Genomic DNA, 15238 nt, shown 5'->3' on the forward strand with positions numbered 1-15238 from the left:
TTATTTTGTTTTTGGTCATATTCAAAAGAATTGAAATTAGAGGGACCTATGCCAAAATCTGCACCTATTTGGTCACCATCTGCTGAGCGCGTCAGCAATAGCAACTTATTACGGTTCATCGAAAAGGTTAATAAAGACAAAGCCGAAGGTACCGTAATCAACAATTACACGTCTCTACACCAGTGGTCCATTGAGCACAATGATGAATTTTGGCGGCATACTTGGCAGTTTTGCAACGTAATCGGAGATATGGGTTCGCAAATCAAGAGCCTTGGCAGTCCAAAATGGACACTAACAGGTTCTAATCATCATCATGTAAATAGAGACACAGTATGGTTTGCTGACGCCACGCTGAACTACGCAGAGAACCTCCTATCTCAGGCTGGACAATCACCAGAGCGTGAGTTTATTGTTTTTAGCAATGAAAGCGGTGAACACCGACAACTCACCGGTAAACAGTTGCTTGAACAAGTTTCTGCCATTCAACAATGGCTACTCAATTGTGGTGTCGGTAAAGGCGATGTCGTTGCGGGTTATTTGCCCTACCTTCCTGAAACCGTTATTGCCATGCTGGCCACCACCAGTCTTGGTGCCATTTGGACTTCAACCTCTCCTGATTTTGGTATCGATAGCGTCGTAGAGCGTTTTGGTCAGGTCAAGCCGAAAGTTCTTTTTTGCTGTGATGGCTACCAGTTCGGAGGCAAAGCTTTCGATATGACGGACAAGAACACCACTCTTAGTAGTAAGTTAAGCAGTGCCTCCGAAGAGACTACTATTAGCGTATGCCAAATCGAATATTTACAAAACGCTGAGAGTGCTAGCACTTCTGAGTTTGTTTCTTGGTCCGATATTACTCACCACTTTTCTCCACAATCAATTCAATATCAACCAACGCTGTTTAATGACCCGTTATTCATTTTGTATTCTTCTGGTACAACAGGTCAACCTAAGTGTATTGTCCATTCCGCAGGCGGTACCTTGCTCAATCACCTCAAAGAACATCAACTGCATTGCGACATCAAATCGCAAGACAAGGTTTTCTACTACACAACATGTGGTTGGATGATGTGGAACTGGCATGTTTCCGCTCTTGCGAGTGGAGCAACCTTAGTGATTTACGACGGTAGTCCGGTTTATCCTGATCACTCCGTCTTATGGCGATTAGCAGAAGAACATAACGTGTCGCTGTTTGGTACTTCAGCGAAATACTTAGAGGCACTGGAGCATGCGAACTGCTCTCCAAAACTAGAACATAACTTGAAGTCACTCAAAACTCTGTGCTCAACTGGTTCGGTGCTTTACCCAGAACAATTTAATTATGTCTATCAGCACATCAAGCACGACTTGCATCTCGCTTCTATCGCTGGCGGCACAGATATTTGCGGATGCTTTGTACTTGGAAACCCTATTTCACCAGTTTACAAAGGTGAATGCCAAGGCTCAGGGCTGGGAATCGACGCACGTGTTCTAGAGGATGATGGACATACTATTACGCAAAAACGCGGCGAACTGACTTGTAATAACTCGCTACCTAACTTCCCTATTGGCTTCTGGCACGACAACGGCGAACGTTATCACAATGCTTATTGGAGCAAGTTTACCGATATCTGGCACCATGGCGACGATGTGATGCAAACCGAACATGGCGGCTTTATTTTTTATGGCCGTAGTGACGCAACCTTAAATCCAGGCGGCGTACGAATCGGTACCGCTGAAATCTACCAGCAAGTGAACGCGTTACCCGAGGTTGAAGACTCCATCGCTGTCGGCAAGTTAAACCAGCAGTCTGAAGAAATCTGGTTACTAGTAAAACTCGCTCACAACGTCGAGTTAACCCAACAACTCACCGATTCAATTCGCCAAACATTGAAAACAAAATGTTCACCGCGCCATGTCCCACGACAAATTTTTGCTATCAGTGATATTCCTAAAACGCGCTCAGGCAAATTGGTTGAGCTAGCAGTGAAACAATTGGTAAACGGACAAGCTGTAAAAAACATTGGTGCTATTGCTAACCCAGAAGTGCTGGAAGAAATTAAAACGCTTTTCAACATAGAAAGTGGCGCCACTGTCACTTAGAGACTCAACAAGTCTTCCAACAATACAGACGGGTATAACCTAACTGTATTTTTAGCTCGCTCGATAACTCCTCCCCACTTTCGTGGAAACTGCGCGAAATATGCTTCATGTACACAAAAAAGGTGAGATAATTCTATCTCACCTTTGAGCCATATGAGCTGGAGCATTAGTTTGGGGGTTAAGCTTTTATCAGTTGGCTCATATCTTCGCGAACTTGTGGCACCGTTAAACCAACGATGATTTGAAGGCTCTCTTGATTTCTAACAATATTCACCGCTCCGTGCTGTGTGAAAAATGCGTTCTCCTTTACAAGAGAGACATCTTTAACTTTAACACGCAGACGCGTCGCGCAATTAGTTAACAAGTCAATGTTTTCTTTTCCACCCAAACCTTCAATAAAGGCACTAGCTTGTGACGGACTTGCGCTACTGTTATGGACCGCTTTCGCTTCTTTGTAGTCAGCTTTGGAATACAACTTACTATCTGCACCTTCACGTCCCGGAGTAAGTATGTTGTATTTTAAAATAAGCGCGCGAAATGTAACAAAGTAAACACCAGTAAACATGAGACCAATAATAATCTGAATCACGTATGTTCCTGCATGGTTACCAGCCAAAGGCAACCAGTTTTGGAAAATGAAGTCTATCAAGCCAGTCTGAAAGTTACCGGAAACACCAAACATAAAGGCGATCGTTGCCATTGTCGCAGATAACAACGCATGCAAAGCAAACAGCGCAGGTGCGATAAATAAGAATGTAAACTCTATTGGTTCGGTGATCCCTGTAAGAATTGCTGTGATTGCGGCTCCGAGCACTAACCCCATCACCATCTTTTTATTTTCTTTTTTCGCAACTGAATAGAGTGCTAGTGCGATACCCGTACAACCAAACACTTTACCCATTCCCGTCAACATCAAACCACCCTGAGGAAATTGTGTCGTTAAACTTTCCGAGCTCTGGGCGAATGTCTGTATATTTTGAATCCAATAGGCAACCGTTCCGCCATCGACTGCAACTGGCCCATAAAAAACGGGACCATATACGAAATGATGCAACCCCGTTGGTATCATGATTCGCTCTAAAAACGTAAATAGCCATACCCCTAACGATCCAGCAGAAACCAAAAATGATTGCAGATTGTTAATACCATGCTGAATACTTGGCCAGGTCAAACAAGTTAGAATTGCCATCACGACCATAATGGGGAAACTAATGATCACAACCAATGGCGTTCCGCCAAATACAGCCGCCCAATCCGGTAGCTTTTTATCAAAGAATCGGTTGTGAACCCAAACAGAGAGACTTGCAATTAAAATGGCACCTAGTAAGTTGGTATCAAGCGTTAGAATGCCACCAACTTCAGTCAAACCTCGCTCACCTTCCGTATAGTTCACGCCCAGTTCTGGTCCCCAAAATTGAAGGATTCCACCAATAACGTAGTTAAACGTAATGTAGGAAACGAGTGTTGCAAGTACAGCGCGACCAGATGCTTTTTTAGCTAAAGCGATAGGTAACCCAACGGCAAAAATAAGTGCCATATTTTTAAATACAGCGAGAGATGCCTGTAAAATGATCGTCGAGACTTTAACCCAAGCACTCCCCTCTAGTGCCCAAGGAAACACTTCTTGATTTAACAGCACAACAGAGAAACCCAATAACATGCCCGCTGCTGGAAATAATAGAACGGGAACAAACATCGCGGCTCCGAACCTTTGAATAATGTCTTTCATATAAACCTCTTGTTTCATTCACGGAGCCTACAAGTAGGCCCCGAACGTCCAGTTGTTATTGAAAAAATTGAGGAAGGTAGGCTTTATTTTCTTCTAGTAATTGTTTTGTTATTTCTTTAGCTTTTGGCACATTAACCACGGTACGGTTAAGTGTGAGTGCATTAATCAGCTTTTGCTGACTTCCTTCGTACCAAGCATCCACAACTAATTTCTCGTAACCAAGTTGGCTCTCAATCATGGCTTTTTGGAAGGTTGGGATTTTTCCTACAGTAAAAGCTTTCGGTCCATCACTAGTTAGCGCAGCTGGAACTTCTACCATGGCGTCATTTTGTAAATTTGTAATAGCACCATTATTCGGTACGATGACGAGATACACATCGCTCAAGTTGTAGGCTAGCGAAGCCGCGACTCTCACCATGTATCGACCATGGATATCGGCATGCAGTGTTTCGTGCTTCGTGGTGCCCGCTTCAATTATTCTTGCGTTCAATTCAAACACTCGTTTCTCACGGCCGTTAATTACCTGCCTTGCGCGAGTATTATTGATATCCTCTTTCGCTACCATTTTTTCAGGGTACAAATAGTATTGAAGATACGTATTCGGCAAAAACTCTGGATTATCAGCAAGCATTGTTCTCATGTTTTTGAATGTGGCTTGCCACGATGGGTCATCCGCTATTTCCGCATCAACCGCACTGATCCCTTCTTTTAGGATGATATTTTTAATTTTATCCGTTAAGTCTTCACCCTGTTTATTACGAATTTTGGTAAACCAGCCATAGTGATTAAGCCCAAAATATTCAGGAACAAAGTCCCAAATTTCACACCCTAACAATTGCGCATAGCTGACCATAATCGCTGCTGGCATATCACAAATATTTAGAATTCGCTTATCATGCGGAAATTCACGATTTAAAGCTTCAGCGACAATTGCCGCCGGGTTGGTGTAATTAAGAATCCACGCATCTGGACACGTTTGTCGGATCTCGTTCACTAGCTGGATCATATCGCCGATAGAGCGAAGTCCATATGCCATTCCTCCCGCGCCACATGTCTCTTGCCCAACACAAGAGTTGGATAGCGGGATTTGTTCATCGCGCTCGCGCATGGCCAACCCACCAGTGCGGATCTGGATAAAGAAAAAGTCCGAATCTGCGAATGCGACAGATTTATCCGTTGTATAAACAAACTCTTCAACTTCTGGATAGTGTTCTCGCAATAGAATTTCAGTAGCTAATGCATTCGATTCTTGGCGTTTCTCATCTATGTCGTAAAACACGACTTTTGCGAGTGGAAAGTTATCTTTTTCGGCAATAAGGCTGTTCATCATACCAAGTGTGTATGTACTGCCAGCACCAACAATCGTTAATTTTTGACGTTTCATTTCGCTACCTCAAATGTTTATCCTGCAAATGTATAAAATAAGTATTAATACTTTTATGATACATTTAAAGTGTAAGCACATAGATACGAGATAAAAATCACACAAAGATCCTAAGGAAAAGTATTAACTACATCTCAGATCACATTCTTGCTATCATGATCCAAGACTTAGCGAGGTATTATGAAACCCAAATACATAGACATTGCGGAACGATTAGAAAAAAAGATCAAAGATGGGGAACTACAACCTAAATCGATGCTTCCAAAAGAGAGTGATTTGCAAGAAGAGTTTTCCGTAAGCCGCGTAACCATCAGAAAAAGCTTACAAATTCTGGTCGACAATAATTTAATTAGTCGGACAAGAGGTAGTGGAACTTATGTAAACGATCTAAAAGCCCAACATGATGCCTTACATTTGCTGGGTTTTATCGAGGAAGTCAGTAAACAAGGGAAAACACCTAGCTCTCAAGTCATAAAGTTCGAACTTAAAAAGCCGAATGAGCAGGTTGCTAAGCAGTTAAATCTCTCGCCCAATGATGATACATATGAAATACATAGACTCAGGTGTATTAATGATGAGCCTGAAATTTACGAAGTCACTCATATGCCAGCAATGTTATTTCCAGACTTGAGCATAGCCATAATGAATGGTTCTAAATATGAGTACATTGAAAATAGCAAAGGATTGAAAATTGCGAAAAGCAGTCAGTCTGTCAAACCGTATTTGTTAGATGCAGAGACGGCCTCATACCTGAATGAATCAGAAGCTTCCCCTATTCTAAAAGTTGAGTCCACTGGTTACCTAGAAGATGGTCGTGCATTTGAATATACCGTCAATTACTTCCGACTTCATCAATACAGCTTCGAGTTTATTTCAACTAGGACGTAGTACTATTCGACGCTAATGGTTAATCATTGCGCCAAATCTTATATCCGACCTCTCGCATTGCTCTGCCGAGCAGGTGGGAGGCGACTGGCGCAGTGAGAACGATAAACAACATCGTACCGATAACCCGAGAGATCACGGTAACTTCAGGGAGTGAGAAAGCGACCGCTAATAACAAGCAGCTCACTCCGACAGTTCCAGCTTTGGTCGCTGCATGCATTCGGGTATACAAATCAGGAAGCCTCAGGACACCTAGACTTGCAACCAAGGTCAACAATGTTCCTAAGCATAAAAATAGTCCAATCAACACGTCCATTATTCTTTCTCCTTTCTTTTAACGATCAAACGTGCAAATGCGATCGTGCCGAGAAATGCGACCAAACCTAATGTAATGGCGATGTCTAACAGAGCGTCCTCACCGCTGTCTAAGGTGTAAACCGTAATAAATCCGATAGTGATAAATGAAATCAGATCTAACGCCACAACTCGATCAGCTAGCGTTGGTCCTAGAATTAAACGAGCAAAAGCCATAACAAAGCTGAGTAGTAGCCCAGAATAGGCAAAAGTGACCGTTATTTGCAGCCAACTATCCACGCGTCACCTCCAAAATTCGATGCTCTAACCCATCTTTAATTCCGCGAATAACCTCTTCATGTTCAGGTGCAAACATGGCATGAACGATAAGATACTTTTTATCAGCCGTAACATCCAAACTAAGCGTGCCCGGTGTTAAAGAAACCATGTTCGCCAGTAATGTGATTTCTAGATCAGAATCGACCTCCAGAGGGACATAAACGATATCAGGCTGACTCAAATGAGTAGGTGTCACGACGTCCCACACCACTTTCGCAACCGATATAACCATTTCATAAGCGAAGTACACCAATAACTTCAATGCAGATGCAAAACGTTGAAAATAGCTCGTTTTCAATCCAAATGGTTGACTCAACCTTAAAGCAAAAAAACCGACCGTAAATCCGACAACAAAATTCAGACTCGAATAGCTGCCATTAAGCATCATCCACGCTAACGCTAAGAAAAAATTGAGGAATAGATAGATCATGTATTTCCTCCTAACACCACTCTGATGTATTCAGTCGGATTTAACAGTTGTTCTGCAGCTTGAACGGAAAATTGATAAAAAGGCTCCGCCACTAAGCCAATGATTAGCGTCAACGTTGTCAATAAAATAATTGGAACGCAGTACAACCAATGTACTTTGGCCTGCAGAGTCTGTTCTGGCTTCTCTCTAAATGGCTTTTTCCAAAATGCCTCACTCCAAATTTTCGTCATCGAGTAGACGGTAAGCAACCCCACCAATAACGCGGTACCTGCTAACCAGTAATATTCAGCCTGTATGCTCGACTTGATGACCAATAGCTTTCCCCAGAAACCCGATAGCGGTGGAAAACCGGCCAGAGAAAACGCAGGGACAAGAAACAAGAACGCCAACCAAGGCATAGCTTTGTATACCCCACCCAAATGTTCAAGTTGACTAGAGCCATATTTGCGCTCGATGAATCCACCTATTAAGAACAAATTCGCTTTTACAATGATGTGATGAACAATGTAGAAAATGGCACCGGCTAAAGCTAAGGGAGTGTAAATAGCCAACCCCATGATCATATAGCCTATTTGGCTAATAATATGAAAAGAAAGAATTTTCTTAATGTCGAATTGGCTAGCCGCTCCTAAAACGCCCGTTAACATGGTTAGCCCTGCGACCCAAATTAACGTCGGTTGCCAGCCACTCTCGGCGAGCGGAAATACTAAGGTGAAGACTCTTATCAACGCGTATACACCGACTTTAGTAAGCAACGCGGCAAACAGTGCCACCACACCGCTTGGCAACGTGTGATAAGAAGCGGGCAACCAAGCAAATAAAGGAAAGAGTGCCGCTTTAATAGAGAAGGCAAACAAAAACAGCGCGGACAGCATCATGTTGATGCTCAATTCATTTTCCCCTACTTTGGTGTAGAGATCGGCCAGGTTCAAGGTGCCCGTTGCGCCATACAACAAGCCGATAGCAAGCAAAAATACCAGCGTCGAAATCAGGTTCAACATCACGTACTTTACTGCACCATCAACTTGAGTTTTCGTTGCATCTAACACCATTAAACCAAATGATGAAATGAGCATGACCTCAAACCAAACGTACAGATTAAAAATATCTCCAGTCAGGAAAGCGCCATAAACGCCAGCAAGCAACATGTGCATTAACGCATGGTAATTGCTATAGGAGGGCTTTCGGTGAAGGTCCGCCATCGCGTAGAAAACACATATCGCACCAATCACCGCCGTGATCATCACCATAGCAACGCTGAGATAATCTGCGACAAACACGATACCAAATGGCGCACTCCACTGACCAAAAGCAACGGCTTGAATACCATTATTTATGATGTTTTCTGTGAGAAAGCCCGCAACGAAAAGGTTCGAAATCGCACTTACACCGCTCAACCACTCAACACTTTTTGTTGAGCGACGGACGAAGAAGATAATCAACGCCGTACTCAGCGAGAGAACTACCGGTAACGTAAGCAAAATCGAACTCATTGACCCTCCTCAGAACGTTGCATTTCATCGACGTTTGCAGTTCCAGTGTCTTTATAAGCTCGATAGAACAGCATTAAAGCAAAAATAAGTAGTCCAAAACCGATGACTATCGCAGTTAAGATAAGCGCTTGAGGTAAAGGATTTGCCGCGCTATCTGGTGGTAAAAGAGCATTATCGCCAATCAATGGCGGTTCTCCGGGCGTCAGCCTCCCAGCTGTAAAAATAGCAAGGTTAACCGCACTACTGAGTAACATGATGCCGAACAAAAGGCGCAAGATATGCTTTTCAAGCATTAAATAAACACCTGCTGCGACAAATACTCCAACGACAACACTCCAGACTATTTCCATCACTCTAGCTCCTCATTAATACGAAGCAGCATACCCATCACGCCACCTATAACGGCAAGGTAAACACCAACATCAAAAACCAATGGCGTCCCTAGTGGTATCACGTCTTTCCACCACAGTCCGGTCAAAAACGGTTTATCAAACGCAAAGCTCAAAGCACCAGAAACTAAGCTCAATGCGATGCCAGATAACGCAATGAGAAACGGTTTGAAATACAACCTAGAACGAACGTATTTCGGTGATTCCGCGAACATGAGAAGTGATAAACCAATAACGGCAATCAACGCACCAATAAAGCCACCACCCGGTTCATTATGACCACGTAACAACAGATACACTGAAAATACGAGCATGAGTGCCGAAACGATGTGTGCCGTGGTTGCAAAAATTAATGATTGGATACGATTTTGCTTTTTCGCTCTTGTCTTAAGCAAACTCACTGCCGCAATCCCAGCAATAACAACGACGACAACTTCTCCCAATGTATCAAATGCGCGAAAGTCGACCAGAATAACGTTAACAATGTTTCGCCCATGTCCACCCGGGACACTGTTTTCTGCAAAGAAATCTGACACCGAAGAGTCCATCGGCTGAGACGTGATTCCTAACAAAAGTAAAGTAACCGAAACTCCTATCACACCTGCTATGCAAATATTCGCTACTTTACGTCTTATTGAATGCTTGGGCACGGTGGTTAGACGTGGCATATGACGCATTAACAATGCAAGAAAGACCACCATTAATGTTTCCACTAACAGTAAAGTCTTCGCAACGTCCGGGGCGCTATAAATCATAAAAACAAGCGTGGTCATGAAGCCAATCATACCAAGCGCAGAAATCGCAAGAAGTCTTGCGTGGGACAACGTACATACGAGCGCAGCACCAATCAACAATAAGGCAATACCAATCTCATAGAAAGTGACACTTGAAAGTTCGCCAACCAAAGGCAGAGGAATAAGCGCTACCTGACTCAGTAACGCAACGGCAAGTACCGTGAAAAATAATAGGACATAGCGACTCAATTTCTTTTGCTGTAACCGCGCCGTTTGCCACTTCGCCACTGTCATCATGCCATCTAATAGTCGTTCAAAAATATTCTCCGCTTTGGGGACGAATAGATGTAGCCGCTGAAAAAATGCAGACACAGTAGGATAAACACGGTACACCACATACCCCAACGCTAGCGTAATAACGCTTAACACTAACGGTACATTCACGCCATGCCATAGTGATGTCTCTTTAAGAGTTGCTGTGGGCAGAATGTCAGCAGAGCCCGGAAAAATAATATTGCGATCTAACCAATTCAAACCGAATAACGGAACTAGGAGGCTGCCAACTGCCAAGAGCAAAGGCGAGATCCACATGGCTTTTTTTGTCTCAACTGGCTTAGTTTCAATCGGCACGAGATCACGGCGAGCAAAGAATGGTCTCGCAATAAGCATAATGGTTAGCGCGACCATCAGTATATTCACGATTAAAAGTACAAAGGCGATCCAGTTATTGAGCTCTACTGCGGACTTGTACATGTATTCTTTGCTCAAAAAGCCTAACAACGGCGGGAACCCCGCTTTAGACAATGCAGCCAAACTCCCGGCAACCATGCTGATGACGAGAACTGACTTCAGGCCGTACAATTGATCAATATCTCGTGTTCCTGTCGCTTTGTCGATATTACCCACCACCATAAACAGCGCAGCTTTATAGAAAGAGTGAGCGAGAATAAACATCAATACTGCACTAACGGCCAAATCTGTGCCCATACCTAGTAATAATGTTAATTTACCCAAAGCAACATTCGTGCTGTAGGCTAGCATCAGCTTCAAGTCAGTTTGTTTTAATGCGACAAATGTGCACCAAATGGCCGTGATACTCCCAGTGATGACTAAAGCATAAAACCAGATCTCGCTGTGGGCATAAACTGGCGATAAACGTGCTAATAGGTAAATGCCTGCCTTTACCATTGTTGCCGAGTGTAAATACGCACTGACCGGAGTGGGAGCTGCCATCGCGTTAGGTAGCCAAAAATGAAACGGGAATTGCGCAGATTTAGTAAATGCACCGAGTAGTATGAGCACTAGAGATGGGATAAACCATTCATGCTGCGCAATAGTGTCTGCCTGCTCGATGATGGTATTTAGCTCATAACTCCCTGCCATTGCTCCCAGCAAGATAAGACCAGCTAGCAACGCTAGTCCACCAGCACCGGTAACAATCAGCGACTGCAAGGCGTTTTTCCGAGACGTTTTATTTTCGTGATTAAACCCGATCAGTAAGTAAGAAGTGATGGTGGTGAGTTCCCAGAAAACAAATAACAACAGAATGTTATCGCTCATCACAATCCCTAGCATGGCAAGCATGAATAGGGTTAGATACAAATGAAAGGAAAACCGGCTATCACTTTCTCGTAAATAAGCCAAAGCGTAGATTTGAATCAGTGCGCCAATCCCACTGATCAGTCCCGCAAAAAGGAATGAAAGGCCATCTAGTCTAAAGCTAAGGTTGATATCGAGGCTTGGTATCCATTCCGCATTCCAGCTCACGCCTGCAGGAGTATAGATGTAGAAGAGAAAAGAGAAGATTAAAACTGGCAGCGCAGGGAAAATCAGTAAGACCAACTGATTATCTAGGTTTTTCGGCAGGTTTTCTTTACCCGTTATGTTATTCAACATCGCAGCCCATTCGTTATTATAAGAAGGTACGCGCTATTCGGCGCAAATGACAAACTCCACTGTATTGTTTTAGCCCAAGCGCTTCAAAAACGATCATGAAACCAAGGGAAAAGTAGCAAACAGTAATCACTGAGTGCTACTTAGAGGAACGCCGATACAAACCGCTATTTGCTGTCTGCTACGGCATAAGAACGTAGGTCACTACTTACGTGTTCTTGGCTGAATGTATATGGATTATCGTCATCAGCTAACTCGAATGCATCGTAGGTGCAGTCACCGATATCATTTCTCGGACAAACATAAACATTCGAACGTTCTATCATTTCTGTGTGGCATTTCGGGCATAGGTTTTTCATGTCACTCTCCTCTGATAACTTATTGATACATTAATAATTCCATGTTCTAGAGATCCATCTCCCTCCTTTACCTAAAACATCACTTAAACCCAACTTTGTTACACCCCAATTACTGAATCGGTGAGACAAAACCATCGGGCTTAAGAGCGACCAAACTACAGTTAATCGATTGCAAAATATTTTCAGCCGTATTACCAATGACATAACCAGATATACCAGTCCTCGCTAAGGTACCCATGACCAACACGTCTACCTCAATACTTTCTACGTAATCTGGAATCTTTTCGTCAGGTTTTCCATGCAGGTGGTGAATCACAATTTCACCTGTAATCCCAGACTCCTCCAACAGCTGTTGCAGAGCTTGTTTATGATCGGCTTTTGCTTTGTCGAGTTCATGTTTCAACTCAGTATCATCGACTTGAATCCAAGCGTTACCATTTAGGTAGTTTTCTAAGTAATACTCCCAGCAAGAAATCACGTGTAAACGACTATCGCAGGTGTCGGCAATCGAACGCGATAATTCGAGTAACCGCACGGCTAATGAGTGCTGTTCATCGCTTGCCGTTAATGGGTCGATAGCCACAGCAACACGGCGTTTATCTCTTGGCTTATCAATTGGTCGGTGCAACCAAAGCGGACAAGGACATTTTCGTAACAGAGTCATATCAATAGCTTTGAAACCCTCAGCACCTTCACCGAGCGGTTCAGCTTCTTTGATGATGAGATCTTTGTTATCAGCTAATGCTTCTTGAATAATACAGACAGCGGGCTTTTCACTGCTTTTCACAGTAAGAGGAAATGCGAGATCCTCTTCAGAGAGTCCCAGCTTCTGTCTGTATTCGTGAATACTTTGTTTGAGGGAGTCTTGCAGCGATTGCTCATAACTTTGCTGATACTGGATCATGTCTGTTGGGAAATCAGGACACGCTATTAGCCCTGAGACAGGCACTTTGTTGCTAGATGCAATCCTCATCGCTTGTTCGAGGGCGTCACTATGGCCTGGCAATCCTTGTGTTGCAAAAAGTATGTTTGCGAATCGTTTCATACACACCTCCTTGTTTGGTTAAATATTAACCACCCACAAAGTATAATACCTAACGGATAATTGTAACGGCTTGTGACGTTGATGAAATCAATTCTCATTAAGAGACGGGTATTGCTTCACTTGGTTTTACGTCACACTCTCCTTTCATCACAACTGCCGCCTTCTGACCTAAATAAATTCCGCTACCTAAAATTGAGACCAAATAAAAACCCAAATTACTCAAAGTTTTTTCTCACCTTGAGTAACTTGGGTATAAGCAATAACACACTTAGTGTCCGGATTTAAATGGATGGCCTAAATTTTCACGCAACTTAGTTTAAAGATGCCATCTCAATCACGAATCGGTATGCAAAGTTTTACGGCTTTAGTGACCTAAAATCGCCGTAACTCAATGTTAAGGTTGTTGTTTTGTCGGTGCCAAAGCAATTTCACGAACACATACACCTTGCGGTTGCTGATAAGCAAACAGCACTGCTCGTGCAATGTCGTCTGCTGCCAACACGCCGCCCATATCCACCTTCCAAGCGTCATAGCCATCTTTAATATCTTGAGACGTTGTATGTGAAAGTAATTCCGTTTCCACTGCACCAGGTGCAATCGTCGTAACGCGAACATTCGATGACGCAACTTCTTCACGTACGTTTTCAGAAATAGCATGAACCGCAAATTTGGTACCGCAATAAGCAGCATGATCAGGGAATGTTTTCTTGCCCGCAATAGAGCTGATGTTAATGATCGTACCACTGTTACGTGCTTTCATCGGTGCTAGGACGGACTGCATGCCATTGAGTAAGCCAATTACGTTCACATCAAACATGCGCTTCCACTCCGATGCTTCCTGAGTATCTATCTGACCTAGAAGCATAACGCCTGCGTTATTTACAAGTGCATCTACCGGACCATACAACGCTTCAGCTTTCTCAATTGCAGCCGCAAAAGAAGCTTTGTCGGTCACATCTACCTTTTCACAAAGCGTATTTGGTAAGTTTAATGCTTCCAAACGTTCTACACGTCTTGCTAACAAAAGAAGAGCATGGCCCTGGTCACTGAAGTGACGTGCAATCGCTTCACCAATGCCTGAACTAGCGCCTGTAATAACAATTAACTTTTTCATTTTGAATCCTTAATCGAACGGTTTACATCAGTGGCGGTAAGTTTATGAAAACTTTGTTTGTTGATATATACCGACCTAGTTGAAACACTGTTGTTATACTGCAACAATACTTTTTTGAATTATGAAGAAGTCATCATGCAAACACACATCAACCTTGCGGATATTCGCTCCTTCGTCCTAATCGCTCAACTAGGAAACTTCACGAAAGCAGCAGAGCAACTTGGCGTTTCTCGCTCACACGTTTCACGTCAAATAACAAATCTGGAGCAACAGATTGGTGTCACTTTGCTACAAAGGACCACTCGAACACTGAACCTCACCGAAGCAGGCAAGGTTCTGTATAAACAGTGTGAAACTGCCCTTCACAATATTGATCAAGCTGTTATGGCAGTGGTTGATGATGTAGAAGACTTAAGAGGTGACATTCGTATCAACTGTGTGGGGGGCTATTTAGGAGAAGACGTTGTCGCAGATATCGTTGCTCAATTTCTAATCCAACACCCACAAGTGAGCATTAACTTAGATTTTAGTAGCCATCGTGTCGATTTAATCGCAGATGAATTCGATATCGCTTTTCGAATGGGAAAGTTAGACGACTCCAACTTTATCGCTCGCAAACTGATCGATGTGGAAATGGGGACATACGCAAGCCCAAACTATTTAGAAACATATGGCTATCCTTCGCATCCAAAGGACTTAGAAAAACACGTTTGTTTGACAGGTAGTGTGACACGGTGGGCATTTGAGAACACGAATACAAAGCAGTCAACGGAACACCAGATACGTGGACAGTTACGATGTAAGAGTGGCAGAGTAATGATAAAAGCAGCCTTGGCGGGAAATGGCATCATCCGTGTGCCAGCACTTTATTGTCAACAAGAACTCCAGACAGGCAAGCTAAAAGAAGTGTTTACCAATTGGAGCATTCCGAGTGTGGAATTTTCACTCCTTTATCATCACGACCGACATCAACCAAAACGCATCCGAGCCTTTGTTGATTTTACTACGCAATACTTTCGCAAACTGCAGAGTAAAGACAAGTAACCTGCACGTTGGTACCTGTCTATGTAT

The 15238-nt window shown here is 43.3% G+C and carries 14 protein-coding genes; 3 read left to right on the forward strand and 11 right to left on the reverse strand.

Annotated elements, in window-relative coordinates; translation table 11 throughout:
* Positions 1–48: 48 nt before the first annotated feature.
* The gene (locus R7P64_RS07635; RefSeq protein WP_213874279.1) at positions 49–2079 is read left to right on the forward strand and encodes an acetoacetate--CoA ligase; all 2031 of its coding nucleotides are present in this window, start codon (positions 49–51) and stop codon (positions 2077–2079) included.
* 178 nt (positions 2080–2257) lie between these two features.
* Here R7P64_RS07635 and R7P64_RS07640 read toward each other — a convergent pair whose 3' ends face one another.
* Positions 2258–3808 carry an alpha-glucoside-specific PTS transporter subunit IIBC gene (locus R7P64_RS07640; protein ID WP_053308067.1) on the reverse strand — a complete coding sequence of 517 codons (1551 nt, stop codon included), beginning with the start codon at positions 3806–3808 and terminating at the stop codon, positions 2258–2260.
* 55 nt (positions 3809–3863) lie between these two features.
* The gene (locus R7P64_RS07645) at positions 3864–5192 is read right to left on the reverse strand and encodes a 6-phospho-alpha-glucosidase (protein WP_005373308.1); all 1329 of its coding nucleotides are present in this window, start codon (positions 5190–5192) and stop codon (positions 3864–3866) included.
* Between the two features lie 180 nt (positions 5193–5372).
* Between R7P64_RS07645 and R7P64_RS07650 the strand changes: the two genes are divergently transcribed.
* A complete protein-coding gene (locus R7P64_RS07650) occupies positions 5373–6080 on the forward strand; it encodes a GntR family transcriptional regulator (RefSeq protein WP_053307578.1) in 708 nt (235 codons plus the stop codon).
* Positions 6081–6099: 19 nt separating this feature from the next.
* Here the strand turns inward: R7P64_RS07650 and mnhG are convergent, their stop codons facing one another.
* The 9 genes from mnhG to R7P64_RS07695 form a co-directional block, all read right to left on the reverse strand.
* Positions 6100–6393: a monovalent cation/H(+) antiporter subunit G gene (mnhG, locus tag R7P64_RS07655; RefSeq protein ID WP_005373314.1), complete on the reverse strand. Its 294-nt coding sequence runs from the start codon at positions 6391–6393 to the stop codon at positions 6100–6102.
* Positions 6393–6671, reverse strand: coding sequence for a cation:proton antiporter (locus R7P64_RS07660; protein WP_005373317.1), 279 nt, complete (start codon positions 6669–6671; stop codon positions 6393–6395). The genes mnhG and R7P64_RS07660 overlap by 1 nt, the downstream gene beginning before the upstream one ends.
* The gene (locus R7P64_RS07665) at positions 6664–7140 is read right to left on the reverse strand and encodes a Na+/H+ antiporter subunit E (RefSeq protein WP_005373320.1); all 477 of its coding nucleotides are present in this window, start codon (positions 7138–7140) and stop codon (positions 6664–6666) included. Before R7P64_RS07665 ends, R7P64_RS07660 begins: the two co-directional genes overlap by 8 nt.
* Complete coding sequence (locus R7P64_RS07670; protein WP_213972703.1) at positions 7137–8633, reverse strand: Na+/H+ antiporter subunit D; 1497 nt, start codon at positions 8631–8633, stop codon at positions 7137–7139. The genes R7P64_RS07665 and R7P64_RS07670 overlap by 4 nt, the downstream gene beginning before the upstream one ends.
* Entirely contained in the window at positions 8630–8983 is a 354-nt protein-coding gene (locus tag R7P64_RS07675) for a Na+/H+ antiporter subunit C (RefSeq protein ID WP_017633704.1), read from the reverse strand. The genes R7P64_RS07670 and R7P64_RS07675 overlap by 4 nt, the downstream gene beginning before the upstream one ends.
* Positions 8983–11652: a hydrogen gas-evolving membrane-bound hydrogenase subunit E gene (mbhE, locus tag R7P64_RS07680; RefSeq protein ID WP_104980549.1), complete on the reverse strand. Its 2670-nt coding sequence runs from the start codon at positions 11650–11652 to the stop codon at positions 8983–8985. The genes R7P64_RS07675 and mbhE overlap by 1 nt, the downstream gene beginning before the upstream one ends.
* A 164-nt stretch (positions 11653–11816) precedes the next feature.
* Positions 11817–12008 carry a hypothetical protein gene (locus R7P64_RS07685; protein WP_005373328.1) on the reverse strand — a complete coding sequence of 64 codons (192 nt, stop codon included), beginning with the start codon at positions 12006–12008 and terminating at the stop codon, positions 11817–11819.
* Positions 12009–12117: 109 nt separating this feature from the next.
* Entirely contained in the window at positions 12118–13053 is a 936-nt protein-coding gene (locus R7P64_RS07690) for a universal stress protein (RefSeq protein WP_213972702.1), read from the reverse strand.
* 394 nt (positions 13054–13447) lie between these two features.
* Entirely contained in the window at positions 13448–14167 is a 720-nt protein-coding gene (locus R7P64_RS07695; RefSeq protein ID WP_318119086.1) for an SDR family oxidoreductase, read from the reverse strand.
* 135 nt (positions 14168–14302) lie between these two features.
* On the opposite strand from R7P64_RS07695, the gene R7P64_RS07700 reads away from it, so the two are divergent.
* Positions 14303–15211, forward strand: a complete 909-nt coding sequence (locus R7P64_RS07700; RefSeq protein ID WP_005373334.1) for a LysR family transcriptional regulator — start codon at positions 14303–14305, stop codon at positions 15209–15211.
* The last annotated feature ends 27 nt before the right edge of the window (positions 15212–15238 follow it).

Source organism: Vibrio sp. 2304 (assembly GCF_033339475.1).
Lineage (GTDB): Bacteria > Pseudomonadota > Gammaproteobacteria > Enterobacterales > Vibrionaceae > Vibrio > Vibrio alginolyticus.

Bases quoted from the DNA above. Each gene is read 5' to 3' on its own strand.
- R7P64_RS07650 (WP_053307578.1), top strand. From the start codon at position 5,373: ATGAAACCCAAATACATAGACATTGCGGAACGATTAGAAAAAAAGATC.
- R7P64_RS07675 (WP_017633704.1), bottom strand. From the start codon at position 8,983: ATGGAAATAGTCTGGAGTGTTGTCGTTGGAGTATTTGTCGCAGCAGGT.
- R7P64_RS07645 (WP_005373308.1), bottom strand. From the start codon at position 5,192: ATGAAACGTCAAAAATTAACGATTGTTGGTGCTGGCAGTACATACACA.
- R7P64_RS07695 (WP_318119086.1), bottom strand. From the start codon at position 14,167: ATGAAAAAGTTAATTGTTATTACAGGCGCTAGTTCAGGCATTGGTGAA.
- mnhG (WP_005373314.1), bottom strand. From the start codon at position 6,393: ATGGACGTGTTGATTGGACTATTTTTATGCTTAGGAACATTGTTGACC.
- R7P64_RS07665 (WP_005373320.1), bottom strand. From the start codon at position 7,140: ATGATCTATCTATTCCTCAATTTTTTCTTAGCGTTAGCGTGGATGATG.
- mbhE (WP_104980549.1), bottom strand. From the start codon at position 11,652: ATGTTGAATAACATAACGGGTAAAGAAAACCTGCCGAAAAACCTAGAT.
- R7P64_RS07690 (WP_213972702.1), bottom strand. From the start codon at position 13,053: ATGAAACGATTCGCAAACATACTTTTTGCAACACAAGGATTGCCAGGC.
- R7P64_RS07670 (WP_213972703.1), bottom strand. From the start codon at position 8,633: ATGAGTTCGATTTTGCTTACGTTACCGGTAGTTCTCTCGCTGAGTACG.
- R7P64_RS07685 (WP_005373328.1), bottom strand. From the start codon at position 12,008: ATGAAAAACCTATGCCCGAAATGCCACACAGAAATGATAGAACGTTCG.
- R7P64_RS07640 (WP_053308067.1), bottom strand. From the start codon at position 3,808: ATGAAAGACATTATTCAAAGGTTCGGAGCCGCGATGTTTGTTCCCGTT.
- R7P64_RS07635 (WP_213874279.1), top strand. From the start codon at position 49: ATGCCAAAATCTGCACCTATTTGGTCACCATCTGCTGAGCGCGTCAGC.
- R7P64_RS07700 (WP_005373334.1), top strand. From the start codon at position 14,303: ATGCAAACACACATCAACCTTGCGGATATTCGCTCCTTCGTCCTAATC.